This is a genomic window from Haemophilus sputorum HK 2154, assembly GCF_000287615.1.
Taxonomy (GTDB): Bacteria; Pseudomonadota; Gammaproteobacteria; order Enterobacterales; family Pasteurellaceae; genus Haemophilus_A; species Haemophilus_A sputorum.
The window spans coordinates 1-22092 of sequence record NZ_ALJP01000002.1 but is presented as its reverse complement, the minus strand read 5'-3'; the positions used below and the strand labels follow the sequence as shown (position 1 = coordinate 22092).

The 22092-nt window shown below is 39.3% G+C and carries 18 protein-coding genes and 1 pseudogene; 13 read left to right on the top strand and 6 right to left on the bottom strand.

Annotated elements, in window-relative coordinates:
* The first annotated feature begins 146 nt into the window (after nt 1–146).
* The 5 genes from HMPREF1128_RS00100 to HMPREF1128_RS00080 all read left to right on the top strand — a co-directional run bounded on the left by HMPREF1128_RS00100 (nt 147) and on the right by HMPREF1128_RS00080 (nt 5492).
* Nucleotides 147–1742, top strand: coding sequence for a lactate permease LctP family transporter (locus tag HMPREF1128_RS00100; RefSeq protein WP_007522941.1), 1596 nt, complete (start codon nt 147–149; stop codon nt 1740–1742).
* Nucleotides 1743–1898: 156 nt separating this feature from the next.
* On the top strand, nt 1899–2636 hold the full coding sequence (locus HMPREF1128_RS00095) for a (Fe-S)-binding protein (protein WP_007522949.1): 738 nt from the start codon (nt 1899–1901) through the stop codon (nt 2634–2636).
* Nucleotides 2636–4045, top strand: a complete 1410-nt coding sequence (locus HMPREF1128_RS00090) for a LutB/LldF family L-lactate oxidation iron-sulfur protein (RefSeq protein WP_007522943.1) — start codon at nt 2636–2638, stop codon at nt 4043–4045. The genes HMPREF1128_RS00095 and HMPREF1128_RS00090 overlap by 1 nt, the downstream gene beginning before the upstream one ends.
* 23 nt (nt 4046–4068) lie before the next feature.
* On the top strand, nt 4069–4767 hold the full coding sequence (locus tag HMPREF1128_RS00085; protein WP_007522936.1) for a LutC/YkgG family protein: 699 nt from the start codon (nt 4069–4071) through the stop codon (nt 4765–4767).
* Nucleotides 4768–4832: 65 nt separating this feature from the next.
* Nucleotides 4833–5492, top strand: a complete 660-nt coding sequence (locus HMPREF1128_RS00080) for an MOSC domain-containing protein (RefSeq protein WP_007522917.1) — start codon at nt 4833–4835, stop codon at nt 5490–5492.
* Here the strand turns inward: HMPREF1128_RS00080 and rmuC are convergent.
* The 3 genes from rmuC to prfC all read right to left on the bottom strand — a co-directional run bounded on the left by rmuC (nt 5489) and on the right by prfC (nt 9202).
* Entirely contained in the window at nt 5489–7117 is a 1629-nt protein-coding gene (gene rmuC, locus HMPREF1128_RS00075; RefSeq protein ID WP_007522950.1) for a DNA recombination protein RmuC, read from the bottom strand. The genes HMPREF1128_RS00080 and rmuC overlap by 4 nt on opposite strands.
* A 1-nt stretch (nt 7118) precedes the next feature.
* Entirely contained in the window at nt 7119–7538 is a 420-nt protein-coding gene (psiE, locus tag HMPREF1128_RS00070; RefSeq protein ID WP_081466967.1) for a phosphate-starvation-inducible protein PsiE, read from the bottom strand.
* A 74-nt stretch (nt 7539–7612) separates the two neighbouring features.
* The gene (prfC, locus tag HMPREF1128_RS00065; protein ID WP_007522919.1) at nt 7613–9202 is read right to left on the bottom strand and encodes a peptide chain release factor 3; all 1590 of its coding nucleotides are present in this window, start codon (nt 9200–9202) and stop codon (nt 7613–7615) included.
* Nucleotides 9203–9505: 303 nt separating this feature from the next.
* Here prfC and HMPREF1128_RS00060 point away from each other — a divergent pair, with 303 nt between their 5' ends.
* Nucleotides 9506–10096 carry a DUF805 domain-containing protein gene (locus tag HMPREF1128_RS00060; RefSeq protein ID WP_007522915.1) on the top strand — a complete coding sequence of 197 codons (591 nt, stop codon included), beginning with the start codon at nt 9506–9508 and terminating at the stop codon, nt 10094–10096.
* 27 nt (nt 10097–10123) lie between these two features.
* Nucleotides 10124–10771, top strand: a complete 648-nt coding sequence (locus tag HMPREF1128_RS00055) for a DUF805 domain-containing protein (RefSeq protein WP_007522931.1) — start codon at nt 10124–10126, stop codon at nt 10769–10771.
* A 90-nt stretch (nt 10772–10861) separates the two neighbouring features.
* Here HMPREF1128_RS00055 and HMPREF1128_RS00050 read toward each other — a convergent pair whose 3' ends face one another.
* Nucleotides 10862–13156, bottom strand: coding sequence for a TonB-dependent hemoglobin/transferrin/lactoferrin family receptor (locus HMPREF1128_RS00050; RefSeq protein ID WP_007522948.1), 2295 nt, complete (start codon nt 13154–13156; stop codon nt 10862–10864).
* Nucleotides 13157–13312: 156 nt separating this feature from the next.
* On the opposite strand from HMPREF1128_RS00050, the gene HMPREF1128_RS00045 reads away from it, so the two are divergent.
* The 4 genes from HMPREF1128_RS00045 (at nt 13313) to asd (ending at nt 16375) form a co-directional block, all read left to right on the top strand.
* Complete coding sequence (locus tag HMPREF1128_RS00045) at nt 13313–14302, top strand: transferrin-binding protein-like solute binding protein (protein WP_007522952.1); 990 nt, start codon at nt 13313–13315, stop codon at nt 14300–14302.
* Between the two features lie 24 nt (nt 14303–14326).
* Nucleotides 14327–14821: a heme utilization cystosolic carrier protein HutX gene (gene hutX, locus HMPREF1128_RS00040; protein ID WP_007522906.1), complete on the top strand. Its 495-nt coding sequence runs from the start codon at nt 14327–14329 to the stop codon at nt 14819–14821.
* Nucleotides 14822–14841: 20 nt separating this feature from the next.
* Nucleotides 14842–15369 (top strand): heme utilization protein HutZ, encoded by a 528-nt coding sequence (hutZ, locus tag HMPREF1128_RS00035; RefSeq protein ID WP_007522908.1) that lies wholly within the window; start codon nt 14842–14844, stop codon nt 15367–15369.
* Between the two features lie 112 nt (nt 15370–15481).
* Nucleotides 15482–16375 (top strand): archaetidylserine decarboxylase, encoded by an 894-nt coding sequence (gene asd / locus HMPREF1128_RS00030; RefSeq protein ID WP_007522944.1) that lies wholly within the window; start codon nt 15482–15484, stop codon nt 16373–16375.
* Between the two features lie 45 nt (nt 16376–16420).
* On the opposite strand, the gene HMPREF1128_RS00025 is transcribed toward asd, so the two are convergent.
* Nucleotides 16421–17236: an alpha/beta hydrolase gene (locus HMPREF1128_RS00025; RefSeq protein WP_007522925.1), complete on the bottom strand. Its 816-nt coding sequence runs from the start codon at nt 17234–17236 to the stop codon at nt 16421–16423.
* An 88-nt stretch (nt 17237–17324) separates the two neighbouring features.
* On the bottom strand, nt 17325–19406 hold the full coding sequence (locus HMPREF1128_RS00020) for a TonB-dependent receptor domain-containing protein (protein WP_007522933.1): 2082 nt from the start codon (nt 19404–19406) through the stop codon (nt 17325–17327).
* Between the two features lie 223 nt (nt 19407–19629).
* Here HMPREF1128_RS00020 and gshAB point away from each other — a divergent pair, with 223 nt between their 5' ends.
* Both gshAB and HMPREF1128_RS10360 read left to right on the top strand, forming a co-directional pair.
* Nucleotides 19630–21903, top strand: coding sequence for a bifunctional glutamate--cysteine ligase GshA/glutathione synthetase GshB (gene gshAB / locus HMPREF1128_RS00015; protein ID WP_007522904.1), 2274 nt, complete (start codon nt 19630–19632; stop codon nt 21901–21903).
* 102 nt (nt 21904–22005) lie between these two features.
* Nucleotides 22006–22092: pseudogene (locus HMPREF1128_RS10360) on the top strand (transposase); the annotation flags it as partial.

The following is a 22092-nucleotide window of genomic DNA, read 5'->3' as shown; positions in this document are numbered from 1 at the left end:
GTTCAAAAAAAATTTATTACTACTTTAGAAGTAAATAGTGTGACAGGGATCACAAATCGTTAACATTTTTCTATCTTTTTTTAGAAAACTCCCTAGAATGCGAGGCTCAATTTTGGAATTTTTTTTCATTTATTTTGAGGTCGTCTATGGCGCTGTTTCTTAGTATTTTTCCAATTGTTTTACTAATCTATTTAATGGTAAAACGTAATGCACTTCCATCTTATGTTGCGCTTCCTTGGATTGCAGCAGTAGTGCTTATTATTCATCTTATTTTCTTCGCAACTGATGTGACAATTATCAGTGCGAAAATTGCTTCAGCTGTTATTGATGTGTTAACACCAGTAACTGTTATTTTCGGCGCGATTCTCTTCAACCGTTTCTCAGAAGTTTCTGGTGTAACCAACACTTTACGTAAATGGTTAGGTAACATTAACCCGAACCCAGTTGCACAATTGATGATCATCGGTTGGGCGTTTGCGTTCATGATTGAAGGTGCGAGTGGTTTCGGTACACCGGCAGCGATTGCAGCGCCAATCTTAGTTGGTTTAGGTTTTAACCCAATTCGTGTAGCGATTCTTGCGTTAATTATGAACTCAGTACCAGTTTCATTCGGTGCGGTAGGTACGCCAACCTGGTTCGGTTTTGGCCCATTAAACCTTCCAGAAGATAAAATCTTAGAGATTGGTTCTATGACAGCAACTATTCACTCGATTGCGGCATTTATCATTCCTGTGATTGCGTTAAGTTTTATCGTAACGTGGAAAGAAATTCGTCAAAATATTGTTTTCATCTATTTAAGCGTATTAGCTTGCGTAGCACCTTATTTCTTACTTGCTCAAGTAAACTACGAATTCCCATCATTAGTAGGTGGTGCAATTGGTATGTTCTTATCAATCTTCTTAGCAAATAAAGGCATTGGTTTAGCGAAAGTAGAAAATACTTTAGATAACACCGCCGTAACAGGTAAAGAAGTTGCAAAAGCATTGTTACCAACAGGTTTATTAATTGTTTTCTTAATCTTAACTCGTGTTAAACAATTACCATTCAAAGCAATGATGAACGATGCAACAGAGTGGTTCGGTGCACAATTAGGTTCATTAGGTCACTTTGAAATTAGTAATGGTTTAATCTTCAGCTTGAAAAACATCTTCGGAACAGGCATGAATGCAAGCTATAAATTGCTTTATGTACCAGCGTTAATTCCGTTTGTAATCACTGTATTAATTGCAATTCCTGTATTCTCAATGTCTGCAAGCAATGTGAAAGGTATCTTCTCAACTAGTTTCAAACAAGTTCGTAACCCATTCGTCGCATTGATTGGTGCGTTAATCATGGTGAACTTAATGTTAGTGGGTGGTGATGAATCAATGGTTAAAATCATCGGTCGTAGCTTTGCACATGCAACAGGTGAATACTGGACTGTGTTTGCTTCATACTTAGGTGCAGTAGGTGCGTTCTTCTCAGGTTCAAATACAGTATCTAACTTAACTTTCGGTAGTGTTCAATTATCAACCGCTGAAATTACGGGTATCTCTGCATCATTAGTACTTGCGTTACAATCAGCAGGTGGTGCAATGGGTAACATGGTATGTATCAACAATATCGTGGCAGTAAACTCAGTATTAGGTATTGAAAACCAAGAAGGTGCAATCATTAAGAAAACTGTCGTGCCAATGTTTATCTATGGTGTGATTGCTGCAGTGGTTGCTTTAACTGTGATTCCATTATTCTTTAATGTATAATTTGGTAAATTCTCAAGCGGTCTGATTTGGTCAAAGTTTTGCAAAAAATGACCGCTTGCAAAGTCATTTAAAAAGGAAGCGATAAGCTTCCTTTTGTCATTTATGGCTTTTTAAATACGATTATTTCTTATTTTTATTTAGACGTGGGATATTCCAATGAACGTAAATTTTTATGTAACCTGTATCGCTGATATTGCAAAAAGCAATGTGGCAAAAAACAGTGTTTTACTGCTTGAAAAACTCGGTTGTAATGTAATCTTCCTTGAAAAACAAGGTTGTTGTGGACAACCTGCAATTAACAGTGGCTATGCAAAAGAAGCTGTTGCAGGGATGAAATCTTTAGTTGAAACCTTTGAAGTGAATGATTACCCAATCGTGGCGCCAGCAGGTTCTTGTGTTTATGCAATTAAAAACTATCCGGAATACTTTACCCGTTTCGGTGAGCCTGAATGGGCAAAACGTGCTGAAAAAGTGGCAGCGCGTTTCTGTGATTTAACGGATTTTATTGTTAACAAATTAGGTAAAACAGATGTGGGTGCGCGCTTAAAAGGTAAAGCGGTTTATCACCCATCTTGCAGCTTAACCCGTAAATTAGGGGTTGTTGATGAGCCTTTAGCGCTATTAAAAAATGTAAAAGGCTTAGAGTTAATGCCAATTCACAACCAAAATACTTGCTGTGGTTTCGGTGGAACATTCTCTGTCAAAATGGCTGAAATTTCAGGTGAAATGGTAACAGAAAAAGTAGTTAACATTTCTGAAGTTGATCCAGATTATCTTGTAGGTGCAGACGTAAGCTGCTTGTTAAATATTGCAGGCCGTTTAAGCCGTGAAGGCAAAAATGTGAAAGTTATGCATATTGCTGAAGTATTAATGCAAGAAGAAGGAGAAGCCTAATGTCGCATTTACAAACCAGTAATTTACCGTTTAAACAGCGTGTAGAACAACAAGTTAATAACGAAATTATGCGTAAAGCGGTGGTAAAAGCACAAGAAACCATCGGCGCAAACCGTCAAAAAATGGTTGATGAGTTAGGTAACTGGGAAGAATGGCGTGATCTTTCTAAACAGTTCCGTAACCACGTATTAGCAAACTTAGATGCTTACCTTTATCAATTAAGCGAAAAAGTCACGCAAAACGGTGGTCATGTTTATTTTGCAGAAACTGCAGAAGAAGCGACCGCTTACATTCGTAAAGTCGCACTTGAGAAAAAGGCGAAAACCATCGTGAAATCTAAATCAATGGTAACCGAAGAAATCGGTATGAACCATGTTTTAGAAGCAGAAGGCATTAAAGTCGTTGAAACCGACTTAGGGGAATATTTACTACAAATCGTAGGCGATAAACCATCTCACATCGTTGTGCCGGCAATTCATAAAGATCGTCATCGTATCCGTAAAGAATTACATGAAGTATTAGGCTATGAAGGAACAGAACAGCCAGAAGAAATGAATGCTTTTGTGCGTAAAACCTTACGTAAAGATTTCTTAGAAGCAGATATTGGTATCTCAGGTTGTAACTTTGCCGTGCCAGAAACTGGATCAGTTTGTTTAGTGACTAACGAAGGTAACTTACGTTTAGCAACTACTGTGCCAAAAACGCATATTGCAGTCATGGGAATGGAGCGTTTAGCCCCAACGTTTAAAGAAGTGGATGCTTTAATTACAATGCTTTGCCGTAGTGCAGTAGGCGCGAAATTAACAGCTTATAACACTTGGTTAACCGGCCCGCGCTTAGAAGGCGAAGTGGATGGTCCTGAAGATTTCCATTTAGTTATCGTAGATAATGGTCGTTCAAAAATTTTAGAAAGCGAGTTTGAAGAAGTTTTACGTTGTATCCGTTGTGGTGCATGCTTAAATATTTGCCCAGCGTATCGCCAAATTGGTGGTCATGGTTATGGTTCAATTTATCCGGGCCCAATTGGTGCAGTTATCTCGCCATTATTAGGTGGTTATGATGAGTTCAAAGAGTTACCGTATGCCTGTTCATTATGTAATGCGTGTAACAGCGTATGCCCAGTGAAAATTCCACTTGCGCAGCTTATCTTAAAACACCGTGAGAAAATGGTGGAAGCAGGCATTACACCTAAATCAGAGCAACTTGCAATTAAAGGCTTTACCTTCGCAAATGCTCGCCCTTCAGTTTGGAATGCAAGCGTGAAGATCGGTGCGAAATTAGCAGGTAAGTTCATTAAAAACGGTAAAGCACCTATTCATTTCGGTGCATTAGGCGAATGGACAAAAGCACGTGATTTACCTTCAATAGAAGGCGAAAGTTTCCGTGAATGGTTCAAAAACCGTAAATAATGGCAAGCAAAAAGGATAAAACAATGGATCAACAAAACAGAGAAAATTTCTTAAATAAACTTGCCGCAAAAATGGGGCGTGCGCGTAAATTAGTGCCAGACCAAATGGAAGAGCAAGTTAACCACCATCCAACGACGCGTTTAACACACTTATCGCAAAATGAACTTTGTAACGAGTTTATGAGCTTTGCGAAAGTATTGTTAGTTGATGTGGTAGAAACAAAAGAAGCTGATGTGGCGCAAGCAGTGTTAGATGTTTGCGAAAAATATGGTGGCGGTAACATCGTATTAAACAACGATGATCGTTTAAACCAATTAGGTATTACTGATGCAGTAAAAGCGAAATATGATAGTTTCGTTTGGGATTTCAACCTAGATCGTGAAAACATTGCAAAATCAGCGGAAGCAAACATAGGTATTGTTCATGCAGAATATGGTTTAGCTGAGTCTGGCGGTATTGTGTTATATGCAACTAAAGACAATGGCCGTTCAACCAGCTTATTACCAACAACATCTGTGGTGGTTGTGCGTAAGAGCAAAGTATTGCCACGCGTGGCACAACTTGCGCAAGTGTTACATGAGAAAGCACAAGCAGGCGAAAGAATGCCATCTTGTATTAACATTATCTCAGGCCCTAGTGCAACTGCAGATATCGAGTTAATCAAGGTTGTTGGGGTTCATGGTCCAGTGTCTAAAATTTACGTTGTGATTGACGACCTATAATTTCTCCGATTTAATGCCCAATATTTATTGGGCATTTTTATTTTTTCAATTTTAAAAGGACAAACATGGCAGCAGAAATTCTTACCATTAAAATTGGATTGGTTGAATCCGTTACTTTTGCAGATGGCACCACGCTAGAATCGGCGATTCGTAAAAAGCCGGTTGAACAGGTGCGTATTCATGAATTAGGTGCTGAAGGGAATGATGTCGGCTTAAAGGCACATCATGGTGGGCCAGATAAAGCATTGTTTTTTATGGCAGATCAAACCTTTGAAAAACTCACTACGCTTATTGGTAAGGATTTTGACTGGCAAGGCACTGCGATTTATGGTGAGAATTTTATCGTTTCAGAATTAAATGAAACAAATGTTTGTGTTGGGGATCGCTATCAAATTGGCGAAGTTATTGTAGAAGTTTCTCAACCGCGTAAACCGTGCGAGCGCTTATCAAAAAATAGTGAATGCGAAGCAACCCAAAGCCTTGTTCGGGAAACGGGTTTAAGCGGTTGGTATGTGCGAGTTATTCAAGGGGGAATTTGTAAAAAAGGAGATAAAATTGACCGCTTGCAACGGCCTTATCCTGATTTGAATATTCTGCACTTAAATCAACTGTTAGCACAGAAACCTTCAATTAAGATCAAATCTGATTTAGAGCGCGCTTTAGCTTGTGAAGTTTTAGCAGAAGCCTTTAAGCGCTCTCTCCGAAACCAGCTTTCGAGAATTTAAGCCGAAGATTTCGGTTTTTCTACCACGGACTCTAATCGCATTGTTTCGTGGTCATTGCTGAGCAACTCAACTTGCGGAGTTGCTTGGCTAGCCTTAGTGGAAAGTTGTTGGAATCGCTCAACTTTACCAATTAAACCTTGGCGACCGACTAAGGACGTGACGGTTTGATTATATTGATTGCTGACAGTGTTGAGCGTATTTCCAAGTTTACTTAATCGTTCTGCCACCACACAAACTTGATTATAAATCTCTCCTGCTTTTTCACTGATTTCTCGTGCTTCATGATTACCACGTTCAATTCGCCAAAGATTGGCGACAGTGCGTAAAATCGGCATCAGTGTCGTATAAGAAACTAAAATCACATTACGTTCATAGCCAAAATTAAATAGCTGTGGATCATGTTTCATCGCTTCAATATAAGCAGGTTCAATAGGCACAAACATGAGTACAAAATCAGGGCTTGTAACGCCAGGTAAGTTGGCATAATTTTTCTTAGAAAGCCCCTCAATATGCGCTCTTAATGATTTGCAGTGTGCTTCTAATGCTTGGTTCATGCTGAGATTATCTTCGGCTCGTACTGCCTCATCATAAGCAAGCAACGAAACTTTGCTATCTAAAATTAACTGTTTATTATCGGGTAAGTGCAAAACAAAATCGGGGGCTAAACGTCGTCCTTCTTGATCGCGAAAACTTTCTTGTGAAACGTAATGTTCTCCAGCCAATAAACCAGCGGATTGCAGCGCAGATTCTAGCTGTACTTCGCCCCAGTTCCCTGCAATTTTGTTATTTCCTTTTAAAGCTGTCGCAAGATTTTGCGCTTCTTCTGACATTGAGGCGCCAATTTTCAGTACTGCTTTAATTTCTGCAGCTAAGGTTGCTGTGCCTTTTAGGGATTCACTATGCACTTCATTGACGCGTTTTTGAAAGCCTTCAATTTGTTCTCTAAATGGTTTCAGTAAAGCATCTAAGCTAGCTTGGTTTGTTTGATCAAAACGTTGACTTTTTTCTTCCAAAATCTGTTGTGCGAGATGTTGGAATTCAACATTCAGTTGCTGTTTGACTTCCACAAAATTGCGTTGTTGCGCTTCAAAATTAGCTTGTTTTTCATGAAGTGTAGTGCGAAGCTCAGTCAGCTCATTTTGAACCTGTTGATATTGTGCCGTAAGTTGTGCCTGTTCTTGTGCTTTTTGCGAGAGTTGTTGCAAGCTATGTTGCAGTTGCTCTTCTAGGCCTTCAGCTTTTGCTTGTGATGCGCCAACGCGTTCTTTCAGCGCGTTGATATAGCGCTCAAGCTCGTTTTCGTTATCTTCGGCAAGCACAAGACGTTGTTGCAAGCGGTCTAATTCTGTTAATTTTTCGCTAATTCGTTCCGCATAGGATTCAGCTTGCGTACGAAATTGCACGGCTGATTGTTCCGCTTGATGCTTTTCTTGGGTCAGCAAGGCTACGCTTTGTTGTGCTTGAGCTAGCGCTTGTTGGCGTTCAGTTAAGTCCTGTTGTAAATTCTCCATTCCTTGCTGATAGCGGTTTTGCTGAATAAACCAATAAATCGCAAGCCCACCTAAGCTAATTAGGAGAGCAACAGCCAGATAGAGCCAAAGCGGATCGAAAGTTAGCGTCATCATATTAGATATTTTTTACTTTATCAGAATAGAGAATAATGCATAGAGCAATAACCATTACCAATATTGAGCAAGCAAATAACAAGGTACTGGTTGCACTTTCATGATCGACAATGATTAAACGAACCATGGCAGTAATGCCGGTGTAAATAAAATATCGAAGTGGAAAATGGTAACCACTGCGGAAATATTGTGCAATAAGCCCTAAGAAACCGAAGTAGAGGAAGAAAACTAAAATTTGTTCGGCTAATTGATTGGGCACAATTGGCGCAGGACCTAGTGCCATCATAAATAGTTCGTAACTGATTTTTGCCAAAGCGACAATTAACACCGCAGCTAACCCTAATAAGAACATAATTAAAATCATTTTAAGCACTCTAGGAATAATGTTAGAAAGATGAGTTGAAATATTTTGTATAGTCATAATTTGATTTTGAGATTTTTAGAAAAATAAATAAGCCTTCAATGAATACCCCTCTTTGAAAAGAGGGGCATTTTTTAATGTTCTCTAGTTTTAAAGAATGTTACATCAGGGTAGCGTTCCTGGGCTAAGTTGAGATTCACCATGGTTGGTGCGATATAAGTTAAGTTATCGCCACCATCTAAGGCTAGGTTTTGTTCATTTTTGCGTTTAAATTCTTCGAATTTTTTCACATCATCACATTCAACCCAACGTGCGGTAGCAACATTAACGTTTTCATAAATAGCCTCAACGTTATATTCCGTTTTAAGGCGAGAAACGACCACATCAAACTGTAACACCCCTACCGCACCTACGATTAAATCGTTATTCATGAGTGGGCGGAATACTTGCACAGCCCCTTCTTCTGAAAGCTGAACTAAGCCTTTAAGAAGTTGTTTCTGCTTAAGGGGATCTTTTAAGCGAATTCGACGGAATAATTCTGGTGCAAAGTTTGGAATGCCCGTAAATTTCAAGATTTCGCCTTGCGTGAAAGTATCGCCAATTTGAATAGTGCCGTGATTGTGCAGGCCGATAATATCGCCTGCATAGGCTTCTTCTGCATGCGCACGATCGCCCGCCATAAAAGTCAGTGCATCCGAGATGACCACATCTTTACCAATACGAACATGTTTCAGCTTCATGCCTTTTTCATATTTGCCTGACACTACGCGCATAAAGGCAACGCGGTCGCGGTGTTTTGGATCCATATTAGCTTGAATTTTGAACACGAAACCAGAGAATTTTTCTTCGCTGCTTTCAACCGTACGAACATCCGCTTCACGTGCTTGCGGTTTTGGTGCCCATTCGGTTAAACCATTTAAGAAATGATCTACCCCAAAGTTACCTAATGCAGTTCCAAAAAATACTGGGGTTAATTCGCCTTTAATGAACGCTTCATGGTCAAATTCGTTACTTGCACCTTGTACGAGTTCTAATTCATCACGCAGTTGTTGAGCTAAATCGTCGCCTACGGCAGCATCTAATTCAGGACTATTTAAGCCTTTTACAATACGGACTTCTTGAATGGTTGAACCTTGCCCAGATTGGTAAAGGTAGGTTTCATCTTTTGCTAAATGATAGACGCCTTTGAATAATTTACCGCAACCGATAGGCCAAGTAATTGGTGCACAACGAATTTTGAGTACACTTTCTACTTCGTCTAATAATTCCATTGGATCACGAATGTCACGGTCGAGCTTGTTCATGAACGTTAAAATTGGTGTATCACGTAAGCGTGTAACTTCCATCAATTTAATTGTACGTTCCTCAACCCCTTTGGCAGAGTCAATCACCATTAAGCAGCTATCTACTGCAGTTAATGTACGGTAAGTATCTTCCGAGAAGTCTTCGTGCCCTGGTGTATCAAGCAAGTTCACCAAGCAATCGTTGTAAGGAAATTGCATTACAGAGGTGGTAATCGAAATCCCACGTTGTTTTTCCATTTCCATCCAGTCTGATTTTGCATGAGCTGCTGAGCCTTTACCTTTTACTGAACCAGCCGTTTGAATGGCATTTCCATAAAGTAATACTTTTTCAGTAATGGTCGTTTTACCGGCATCGGGGTGGGAAATAATCGCAAAGGTACGGCGCTTATTCACTTCTTGAGGATATTGGTTAGTTGACATAAATAATCTTGTGTAAATAAAAAAGTCATAAAAAATAAAGGCGACATTATAACACAAGACAAGCGGTCAAATTTAACGAAATTTTTGCAAATTGGCGAAAACCAATATGGTGAAGATCCTAAAGTAAAAGAGAGCGCATTGGCTAATTCTTCTGCTGAACATAGCGTGGAGAAAAACAACGAGAATAGTTAACAAGCGGTTGGATTTTCTCAAGATTTTGCAAAAATAAGGCGCATTCTTTAAGAGAATGCGCCTAACTTTTGTTATAATCCTGAAGTTTTTCAACGTATAAAAGGAATTGTCATGAATTATTTTCTTTATGCCCTAAAAAATAGCTTTAATATCAAAGGTAGAGCTAGACGCGCTGAATTTGGCTGGTTTACTTTAATCTGCATGTTAATCTCGTTTTCGTTGATGCTTATTGGCGGATTCGCTGATGGATTAGGTTTTTCAAAATTAGCTTCTGCACTTGAGATAATCAACTCATTATTTAGCTTACTTATTTTTCCTGCGAGTATTACGATTGCTATACGCCGTTTGCATGATTTAGGGAAATCAGGCTGGTGGTATGTTGCATATACTGTGATTGTTGTGGTTGTTATTGCATTTATCTTGGCCTCACTGATTTCAGCAGTCATCGTTCATCAAATGAATGAAGACGAAATTATTGAGTTTTTACTTTCAGGTAATATCTTGATTCCACTCGGATTGTTGTTAATTTTTGTTTATGGTGTGCTTTTATTCTTAATTTTCAAAGATGGACAACGTTTTACCAATGCATATGGTGAAGATCCAAAAGCGCCAATCACTGAAAAAGTTGAACCTGTTTTAAACAATGTTAGCAATGTGCAAGATGGAACAGAACAGTCTAAAATTGGGCATCAGGAATTCTAATTTTTTTATTTCACAAGAGGTCTTTTTATGAAATGGTTTATTTACGCAATTAAAAATATATTTAACTATCAGGGGCGTGCTAGACGTTCTGAGTATGGTTGGTTCCAGTTAGTCAATTATCTATTACAAATGGCATTTATGCTCGTATTTTGGCTGATTATAGCTGGCGCTGCGGCTGGCAGTATGGCACTTGGTCGAAATGAAGAAACCATGCTAATGGGGGTTAGTATTGTAGCGATAGTAGTTTATGCTTTATTGCTCCTTTACCAAGTCGTGATTTTCTTAGTGTCATTGAGTGTGACAGCCCGCCGTTTGCACGATTTAGGTTGGTCTGGTTGGTGGCAGTTAGTTTTATTTGTGTTACCGCTTATTATTATAGTGATTTTTATGATCAATATGCCAACGAATATGCCAAGTGAGCGTGATCTTGCTCAAGCCATGTTCTTTCCTTTCTTAATGATGGGGATTTATGCGCTTGTTGCATTTGTTGTCATGTGTATCTTATTGTTCAAAGAAGGTCAAATTGGTGCCAACAAATATGGTGAAGATCCAAAAGAAGAAGAGCGTGCATTGCTTCAACATATGCGAGAACAAATGGCAGCGAAAAAAATGCAAGAAAAAGCACTCACATCTCCGAATTCTGCTGAAAATACGGTAGAGCAAAATAGCAATTAACAAGCGGTCAAATTTGCGAAAAATTTTGCAAAAACAAGGCGCATTCCTTAAATAGGAATGCGCCTTTTTCATGACGAAATGAAAAGAAAATTAGAAGCGAATCTCAATTGCCCCAGCAAAATTACGTCCAGGTGCATAAAAACGTTCTAAACCTTTTCCATCTTTATCGACTGAGTCTGTGGTGCTTATTTTATTAATCCCACGTAAGGTATCCCAAGTATGATATTTACGATTAAACATATTATAAATACCGGCTCGTAGAGTGATGTTTTTATTCACTTTATAGAAGCCATATAGGTCGAATAATACAGCTGAACCATTAAGATATGGATAGGCTTTTACTTCTCTAACAAAGTTAGCGGAATATTGCACGACTTGTGCATCTTTAGCTTTTTTCGCACCTAGATAGCTACCTTTGAAGTTAAGCCCCCAAACATCATTTGGATCTTCATAACCAATGCCTAAAATCACTTTAATCGGCTGAATAGAAAGCAAGCTTGCTTCTGTACCCGTTAATTTTCCTTTTGCATAACCAAGATTAGCTAAGAATTTCCAACCTTGTGGAATAGCAGAAATGACCTGATCCAAATTAACTTTACTTGTTAATTCCACACCAGAAATACGTGCACGATCAATGTTGACAGCTTGTTGGGCAATTGTTGTGTAATAAGCTTGTTGCCCGTAGCTTGCACTGTACGGATTATAAAATGGGTTCCATTTTTTATAGGTTGATTCTTGTTCCGTTAAGAAATTTTTATAACGGGTATGATAAAGATTCAACCCAAAAGTACCTAACTGATGTTCCGCTTGAATATTGATAGATTGATTAAGTGCTTGCTCCGCTTTTAAGTTTGGGTTTGGAATCCAGTTACCTGCTGGGTGATTAAAAGAGAAATACATTTCTGAAGCGGTTGGAATACGGAAACCGGTAGAAATGTTATAGCCTACTTTCCAAATATCGTTAAGTTGAGCATCTAAACCTAATGAGCCACTTAAACTTTGGAAGGTGTTTGAAGCTGGTTTACGGCTACAAGCACGGCAAAACGCTTTCAAATCTTGTGGAACTAATTCATCCCAATCGTAGCGAATACCCAGTTGGCTAGAGAATATCTCATTCCAAACCACGTTATCTTGTAATTGAGCAAAGAATGAACGGGTTCTTACAGGGTGTTGAATAGATTCGCTATCTTTTGCGTTACTACCGTCTGAATTGACGCCTGGGTATTCATGTTCATTACTGTTATCAAAATCTTTTTGTGAAATACCGGTTCTTAAGGTGAATTGATGGCTACCAAAACGAGTTTCCCATGGCATCAGATCCGCACGTAAAGAGGCTCGCATAAAACGACTGTTCATGCTGGTATCTTGGATTTCGATTAAAGATTTTCCTGCATATGCGGTAAAATCAGCATTATAACGATAGCCACCTTTGTAGTTTTTAGAACCAATATTCGTTTTTTGCCAATCTAAATCCGTTTTTAGATAGCTTAACCAATGGCTATTTTCTGGAAAGTATTCATAAGCAACGTTGGCATTATAACGTTTACTAATATCATGAGATTCACGCCAAAGCCCAGCAAGCTGATAAGATTTTTCATTGACAAAGTTATCTGCTTTTTGTGCATTAAATGAAGCACTAATGCGGTGTGCTGGTGTAATAAAATAGCCAATTTTAGCTAAATAGCTGTGATTTTTGTGATGTGATGGATCTGGAATTCCACGAGCACTCCCTAAAATATCTGCCCCAGTTCCACGGCTTTTCATTTCATGCCCGTTACGATAAGAGTAGAGAAGTGTTGCATCAAATTTATCGTCTTTATACGCAGTCCCTACGGTATGCGTCCATTCACGATTTTTGCTAGCATAGCCATTTTTAAGCAATACGCCCCATTTTTTGCCTGGCAGAATAATATCGTCTGCACCTAACGTGCGGTAGTTTACAGAACCACCTAATGAACCGCTTCCTGCATTAAACGAATCTGCACCACGCATAATATCAATGCCTTGAACTAACTCAGGATCGATACTTAAACGAGAACTGTTGAAGTTACCATAACGTGCATAAAGCGAGTTTTCTTCTGATTCAGGTAAATTCACGCCATCAATACTGATTCCAACACGGTTGCCTTCCACGCCACGCATTGCAAAACCTTTATTGCGGCGACCATTATCGCTAATACCCACATCGGTTGAATAACGCACTAAGTCATAATTATCAGCAATGAGCTCTTCTTGAATAGCTTTACGAGTTTTTTTTATCTGGTTTGCTTTAACCTCGGTGGCATTTACCGTCACCGTATCTAATGTGGTTTGTTCTTCAGCATAAGCTTGTAAGGCAATTGCCACACAAAGCGCGCTTAAAGAAAGAGGGAATTTGCGAGCCATATTTGTACCTGAAATTCAATTTAATTTAATAAAATTCGGAGCACAGTTTACAAAAGTTTAATAAAGCTGACAAGTATATTGCAAATCATTTTTATTTAGAGTAAATTACGCAAAATTAGTTCATTTAACCTAAACATAAACAATAAGGATTTTCTTATGGGGAAAATAAAACTTTCAATCATTGCTCTTTCTTGTGCAATGGCATTAAGCGCTTGTTCTTCTAGCTCTAAAGGCGGTACAGATAATACAGATCAAATTCGCCAGGCAGAAAGTGAATTAAGTCAAAAAATTACTGAAGCAAATAAAAAAGCAGAAGAAGCGGCAAAAAAAGCTGAAGCGGCAATTAAAACGGCAAAAGCTAACAGCCAGCAAACTGAAGCTGAGAAAAAAGCTGCCGAAGAAGCACAAAAAGCAGCAGAAGAACGCTTAAAACAGTTAGAAAATTTGCAAGCTAATGAAAAAGCACGTATTCCATTAAGTGATAAAGTCTTTGGTGGTATTAGCGGTGAAATGACAGATACTATTTCAGGCGGTACTTTAGTTGGTGAACAAAATATTGCAAATCGCACATTAACTCGTGATATCCGTGATCTGACTATTATTGATGAAAGTGGTAAGTTAGTGGATATCAATATCCTAAGAAGAGCGGGCGATATGGATCCATGGACTTACGAGGAATACGATGATCAGTATAATCTTCGTAAAGAAGGCCAAACTATTTTAAGTAATAGTAATTTAGAGTCTAGTGCATTTGGTACTTATGTGGATAGATTAACGGGTAATCAATATTTCTATGCTCAAGGTAAGCCAACAGCAATCGCGCAAATTCCAACAGTTGGCAAAGCAGAATATAAAGGTGGCGCTGTTTATAAGAAAGATGGCGAACGAAATTATAGTGAGATCAGTGAAATGACTGCGACGGCTGATTTTGCAAATAAAGTGATTGATATCAATATCGCACAAAAAGCGAATGCCGTACCTAGTATGAACTTTGGCGGTAAAATCACTGGTAACAGTTTTGCTGGAGAAGTGAATGGTATTAAAACCCAAGGTGGTTTCTTTGGTGAAAATGCAAAAGAAATGACGGGTCTATATACCAATGAAGCTGATCAATCTCGCGGTGCATTTGGCGGGATTAAGCAATAACAAGCGGTCGAGTTTTAAATAAAAATGACAAATCTTACACAGCAAATTGAAGATTACCTTACTGAGCATCCACAAGCAATTACGCTTGATATGGCTGCATATTTTGGACTGCCAGAAGGTAAAATTTTAACCGCACTTCCCGCACGTTTCGTGCGGGTTTTTCCTGCACATCGTGCAGAAGAAATTTTGACATCTGTTGCCCAATGGGGAATTTTTACAACCATTATTGAAAAAGGTGGTTCAATTTTTGAAATTAAAGATCGTTTCCCAGAGGGGATTGTAGGCAGAGGTTACTACAATCTTAATATGAAAGGTGATCAAGGGGCATTACACGGGCATTTAAAGTTAGATAACATTGCGCAAATTGCCTTTGTGAGCTTACCGTTTCGTGGCAAAGAGAGTTATAACATTGCTTTTATTGCAGAAAACGGAGAAACCATTTTTAAAATTTATTTAGGTCGGGACGAGCAGCGTCAGCTATTTCCCGAACAAGTTGAACACTTCAACACCTTTCAATAAGAATTATTTAGGAGTTAAAAATGACAGATCGTCAAGAGGTCTTGCAAAATCGCCTTGGACCACAAATTCAAGAACTTAAAGCCCAAGCGAAAACTATTTTATTAGCGACATTAGATGAACAAGGCAATCCAAATGTGAGCTATGCGCCTTTTGTTATCCATAATGGTAAATATGTTGTGTTAATTTCTGAAATTGCGCGTCATGCTCGCAATTTACAACAAGTACCAAAAGTTTCACTTATGTTGATTGAAGACGAAAGCTTAAGCCGTCAAATTTTTGCGCGTAAGCGTTTAACTTTTGATGCGACAGCACAGGTTTTAGATAAAGACAGTGATGAAGGTAAGGCTTGTTTAGAAGCACTTGCTGCACGTCATGGCGAATTGATTTGGGATTTAGCAAAAAATGCGGATTTCAAAATTTTCGGTTTTGAACCAAGCCAAGGCTTATATGTCAAAGGCTTCGGACAAGCATTCCAAGTAAGCCCATCTGATTTAGTTGATTTTGTTCATTTAGATGTTGGACATATCAAAGAAGAAGAGCAAGCATAAAATTACAACAATGGGAAAAGGGAACGCTTGATTGAAACGTTCCCTTTTCTGTTTTTAGCGTTTTTGTTATAATCCGCCTCTATTTTATCTCTTATTTGCATAAGGAAACGAAATGGCACTAAAAGCTTACTCTACGCCAAGTTACTGGCAACGTGTAAAAATTGCCTTACATTATCTTTTACCACAGTTAGCGATTACGCGTGCTGCGGGTTGGTTAGCTGAGCGTCGTTGGGGTTCAGTAACACATTTCATTATTAAAGCCTTTGCTAAACAATATCAAGTTAACTTGGCTGAGGCAGAAAAATCTTCACCAAGCGATTATGCTACCTTTAACGAATTTTTTATTCGTCCATTAAAAGCTGGTGCGCGCCCGATAGAAGCTGCACCTGATTACTTGTGTTTACCGGCAGATGGACGAGTGAGTGAATCAGGCAAAATTGATGCTAACCGTTTGATTCAAGCGAAAGGGCATTTCTTCACGCTAGAAACCTTGTTAGCTGAAGATACTGAAATGGCAGCAAAATTCCAAGATGGCGACTTTATTACGACTTATTTATCGCCAAGTGATTATCATCGTGTGCATATGCCATGCGATGCAACTTTACGTAAAATGGTGTATGTTCCGGGCGAATTATTTTCGGTAAACCCATTCTTAGCTGAGCATGTTCCTAATTTATTTGCGCGCAATGAGCGTTTAATTTGTGAATTTGAGACTGAATTTGGTCCAATGGTGCAAATTCTAGTTGGCGCAACAGTTACCGCAAGTATGAGCACTGTTTGGGCGGGAGTGGTTAACCCACCGCGTCCAGATGAAGTGGTTGAATATCACTATAACACTGAAGGCGAAGGCGTTATTCGTTTGAAAAAAGGCGAAGAAATGGGCGCATTCCGATTAGGTTCAACGGTGATTAACCTCTTCCCGAAAGGCGCTGTTGTGCTAGAGCTTTACTTACAAGCGGGCGAAAAAACTCGAATGGGTGAAAAATTAGGACGCTTATTAAAATAACCACTTAACAAGAAATCGCATTTAGTTATTCTAAATGCGATTTTTTTATCTTTGAATTTGCTGCATTGTTGCGGCAATCGCTTCAGGAATTACTGCGCCATGATTTTTTCCTGTAATGAGCTGGAAGGTAGTTGGTACACCTTGTTGCTGTAATTCAGTAGCGAGCTGTTCTGCATTCATCCATGCCATTTTTTGTCGCTGTTGAATTTTTTCAAGCTGGGCTGGCGTCATCTCTGGATCACGTTCTGGGAATTTTTCAAATTCGCCTAGGCTAACCCAAACCGATTTAGGTGGTAAGGATACCCACGGTTTTTCTCTTTTCAAAAACTCACCATGGCCCCACCATAATGATGGGCTGGCGATGCTGTAATAATCAAATAATGTCGGTTGATGAAATAGCACATATAAGCCAAATAAACCACCAAATGAATGCCCAAAGAAATATTCTGGTGTGGTTTTACCATAATGTTCAACAACATAAGGTTTAACTTGATTTGCAAAAAATCGCAAAAAATCGACCGCTTGCCCGCCTTGTTTAAACGCTTCTCCCGTTGCTGGAAATGTGTAATCTCGAGTGCGTTGCTCAATAGCATAGGCTTTATCTGAAACATAGCCCACCCCAATAATTAAGGGTAACGGCAAATTCGGATCAACAGCATTTACGGCTAATGGAAACTGCGCGTTACCATCGAGTACATAAAGTGTGGCATGCGCTGGTTTTTTAGGTTCTGCAATAAACAAGCGATATGCTTTACCTTCAAAGTTTAGATCTTGTTGATGAAACTGATAATGAGCATTCATGGCGGGTTTGATGGTAGGAATTTGAAAATCGGGCGCGGCATGAGTGATTACCGGTGCCATAAGTAATGTTAAACAGAATAAAAAAATACGCATATTATGAGTCTGCAGTAGCGAACCACTGCAGACTTTTCCTTATTTACAATTTAACTTAGAAACTCAAATTCATATTTGCCCAGAAACGACGGCCATCTTCTACTGTCCAGCTACCGCCGTTAGTATCAACGCGGTCACCAATTTCGTTACCGATATTTAGCACAGCTAGGTTAAATGAAAGATGTTTATTCACTTGAATTGTTGAGCCTACATCAACCGTTGTGTAACCAGGGCGGGTGCGGTAAGCATTGCGATTATCGCCATTTCGAGGGTTTGCCCAAATTTGTTTACCTTTATAAGCAACACGCGTGTAAGCAGAGAAGGTTTCGTTTGGTGTCCAAGAAAGTTTCGCGCTAGCACTATGTTTTGGCGTATTGTCTAGTGGTAAGCCTCTTAAACTCACGCCAGAAGCAGAAATATCTTCATCTGATTTACGTTTTGAATGTTGATAGGTATAAGCTAAATCCATCGCCCAACGTTCATTAAATGCAAGATGCGCACTCATTTCAGCCCCTTTAATGTTCGCACGACCTACGTTGCTGTATTGGTATAAACGAACATTCGTGAGCGGATCAATTGTGCCTGAGTTGTGGCTTGTGAGTTTATTTTTGAAATCTGTGTTAAATAGCGTGAAGGTAGCATTCCAATCATCACGAGTATAAACCAAGCTTAATTCTTCGTTCACACTTGTTTCAGGTTTTAGGTTTGGATTACCGTAAATAACGCCAGCGCCACGTTCAGTTGAAGTTACATAACCTTCGCTAATTTCACGAATACTTGGTGCGCGGAACGCTTTTGCTACGCCACCTTTTAGGCTGAAGTTATCATCAAGATGATAAATGAGGTAAGCGCGAGGGTTCCAATGTGAGCCAAATTTTTGGTGATGATCGAAGCGTGACCCTAATGTGAGTAAGACTTTATCTGAGAAGTTGATTTCATCTTCTAAGAAGAAGGCGTATTGTTTCACTTTATTCGTTGTGTGCTCATAAATTGGGCGGTAAGAAGTTTGTGTTTTACCTTTTACCGTTTGTGAACGTGTTGCGACACTTTTCACTGAATCATCAGCTAATTTGGCATGTTGATGTTGCCCCCCAAATACAAAGAAATGGTTGGCAACTGGAAGCATAAATTTTGCATCAAATACGGTATTAGTAATTTCTGGTTGACGGCTATCCATCACGCCATTGATGATCGATTCACGTTTGGCTTTTTCTTGATAAACGCTTAATTCAGAGCGTATTACATCCCAATCAGCTTGATGACTCAAAGACCAATGATTTCGTACTGCACGCGTTTTGCTTGGATTATTATTGACGGTGCTTTGTCCACGTGTGGTCGTTAATGCGATAGATTTCCCTGGGGTTTCATCTTTTTCTAAGAAATGACGACCGCCTTCTAAAATAAAGGTTTGTTTTTCAGTTGGGGTAAAGGTCAGTTTTGTGTTGATATTACGGTTTTTATTTTTGTTAGATGCGCCAATTAAACTATCTTCCTGACGATAATTTCCGCCACCGTAAACTTGTAAACCAAGAACATTGTTGACAATAGGACCAGAAAGGAAGAAGTTTCCATGATAGCCATCACCAAACACTTTTCTGTCATGTAGCGTAAAGCCACTAGAAAGAGAGCCTGTCCACTCTTTGGTTGCATTTTTGGTAATGATGTTGACTACACCACCCATTGCATCTGAGCCGTAGAGTGAAGACATTGGGCCACGCACCACTTCAATACGCTCAATTGCATTCACAGGAGGCATAAAACCACCTTCAAAACCGCCATTACCATTTGGACGAGATTCACGGGTATTTTGGCGACGACCATCCACCATGATTAAGGTGTAATCTGCAGGTAAGCCACGAATAGAGACATCGCTTCGGTTGGCATTACTACCACTGATATTTACTCCAGGCACATCTTGTAACGCGTCTTCTAAGCGATTAACCGGATGTTGTTTGAGTTGTTGCTGATTTACCACGCTAATACTGGCAGGCGCATCTTTAAACGCTTGTTCGTTACCGGCAGCAGTTACCACAATTTCATCTAAATGAGCTGTGGTATTTTCTTCCGCAAGGGTCGCGAATGGAAAGATAGAAAGTATTGTTAGGGTTAATTTTGAAAGTTTATATGAGTGGCTCATTAGATATCCTTATAATGATTGAGAACTATTTTTATTATAATACGTCAAAATTTTTCTTAGGAATAGCGAAAGTTCAAGAATTTCAAAAAATTGAGTAAATTACTTAGTTTTAGTTAATTTTTTATAACTAATTTATCTATTTACTTCCAAAGAATAATTGCTTGAGTGAAAAAATCTGCTATTTTGGCAAACTAAATCTATTTTTAATTACCAAGGACTTGCAATGAAACTACAACAATTGATTAAAACGCACCAACTTGGACTCCTTTTTCAACAAGGGAAATTTGGCATCGAAAAGGAGAGTCAACGTATTGATGCCAACGGTAATATCGTGACTACTGCACACCCCGCTGTTTTTGGTAGTCGCACTTATCACCCTTATATCCAAACGGATTTTGCTGAAAGTCAGTTAGAACTCATTACACCACCGAATGAAAAACTTTCGGATACTTTGCGTTGGCTTTCAGCCATTCACGAGGTCACACTGCGTTCTTTACCTGAATCGGAATATATTTTTCCGCTGAGTATGCCAGCAGGTTTACCACCAGAAGATCAGATTCAAGAGGCACAATTAGAAAATAAATGGGACGTGGAATATCGTGAGCATTTGTCGAAAATTTATGGCAAATATAAACAGATGGTTAGCGGTATTCACTACAATTTTCAAATTTCTGATGAATTTGTGGAAAAGCTGTTCTCGCTTCAACAGACTTATTCTGATCCGATTGAGTTTCGTAATGCGCTTTATATGAAGTTAGCCAATAACTTCCTACGTTATCAGTGGATTTTAGTGTACTTGCTTGCCGCAACGCCAGAAGTGGAATCGCAATATTTTGGGGAAAAATCACCGCTTGCAGCAGGGCAATTAGTGCGTAGTTTACGCTCTAGCCCTTATGGTTATGTCAATGCAGCGCATATCGTGATTAACCACGATAGCCTCAAAGATTACGTTGAATCTCTAGAACATTTTGTAGCCAGTGGCGATTTATTGGCTGAAAAAGAGTTTTACTCTAACGTTCGTTTGCGTGGTGCGAAAAAAGCGCGTGAATTGCTAGAAAAAGGGGTGAAATATGCTGAATTTCGCTTATTTGATCTTAACCCATTTGCGCCTTATGGCATTACACTAGAAGATGCGCAGTTTATCCATTATTTCCTCTTAACTATGCTTTGGTTAGAGGAAACAGGCGGACAACAAGCGGTTGAACAGGGCAAAGCATATTTATACCAAGTCGCTTTAGAAGATCCGCGAGCACCAACGGCATTACAAACAGAAGGTGAAGCCATCTTAAAAACAACGTTAGAGATGCTTGAACAAATCCAAGCGGGCAAAGAGATTGAAGCGATCGTAAAAGCAAAATTGGCGCAATTTGCAGATCCAAGTAAAACGATTAACGGACGCTTACGCCAAGCGATTGAAAAAGCAGGAAGCTATAAAGCACTGGGTGCGCAATTAGCACAACAATACAAAGCACAAGCGTTTGAACGTTTCTACGCCCTTTCAGCATTCGATAATATGGAGCTCTCAACTCAAGCATTGTTGTTTGATTTGATTCAAAAAGGGCTAAACGTTGAAATTTTGGATGAGAATGATCAATTCTTGGCAGTGAAATTTGGTGATCATTTGGAATATGTTAAAAACGGCAATATGACGAGCCACGATCAATATATTTCACCGCTGATTATGGAAAATAAAGTAGTCACTAAAAAAGTACTAGCCAAAGCGGGCTTTAATGTGCCAAAAAGCGTGGAATTTACCTCAGTGGAACAAGCAGTAGCGCATTATCCGTTGTTTGAAGGTAAGGCGGTTGTAATTAAACCAAAATCTACCAACTACGGATTAGGGATTACTATTTTCCAACAAGGTTTAACGAATCGAGATGATTTCCGTCAGGCGATTGAAATTGCTTTCCGAGAAGATAAAGAAGTTATGGTGGAAGATTATTTAGTCGGTACAGAATATCGCTTCTTTGTATTAGGAGATGAAACGTTAGCAGTGTTGCTTCGTGTGCCAGCAAATGTGATTGGCGATGGCGTAAAAACGGTGCGCGAATTGGTTGATGCGAAGAATGCTGATCCATTGCGTGGCGATGGTTCTCGCTCACCACTTAAGAAAATTGCGTTAGGTGAGATAGAACAATTACAGCTAAAAGAGCAAGGGTTAACACCTGAAAGTGTGCCTGCAAGCGGTCAAATTGTGCAACTGCGAGCCAATTCTAACATTAGTACGGGTGGCGATTCGATTGATATGACCGACCAAATGCATGAAAGCTATAAAGCGCTGGCGGTTGGTATTGCGCATGCAATGGGCGCGAAAGTGTGTGGTGTAGATTTAATTATTCCAGATCTTAGCCAACCTGCTCGCCCAAATTTAGATTCATGGGGCGTTATTGAAGCGAACTTCAACCCAATGATGATGATGCACATTTTTCCATATCAAGGAAAATCACGTCGTTTAACGCAAAATGTGATTAAGATGTTATTTCCTGAACTACCTTAATCTTTAACGGACAAGCGGTCAGATTCTGCAAAACTTTTGCAAAATTTGACCGCTTGTTGATCTGCACCCCAAAACCTGGACATCTAATTTGAGGTGCAGATTATGTCCTACTCTTATCAATTTCGTTTGAAAATTATCAAACTCGTCACCGAACAGGATTATGGTATCCGTGAGGTGGCTAAACTTCAT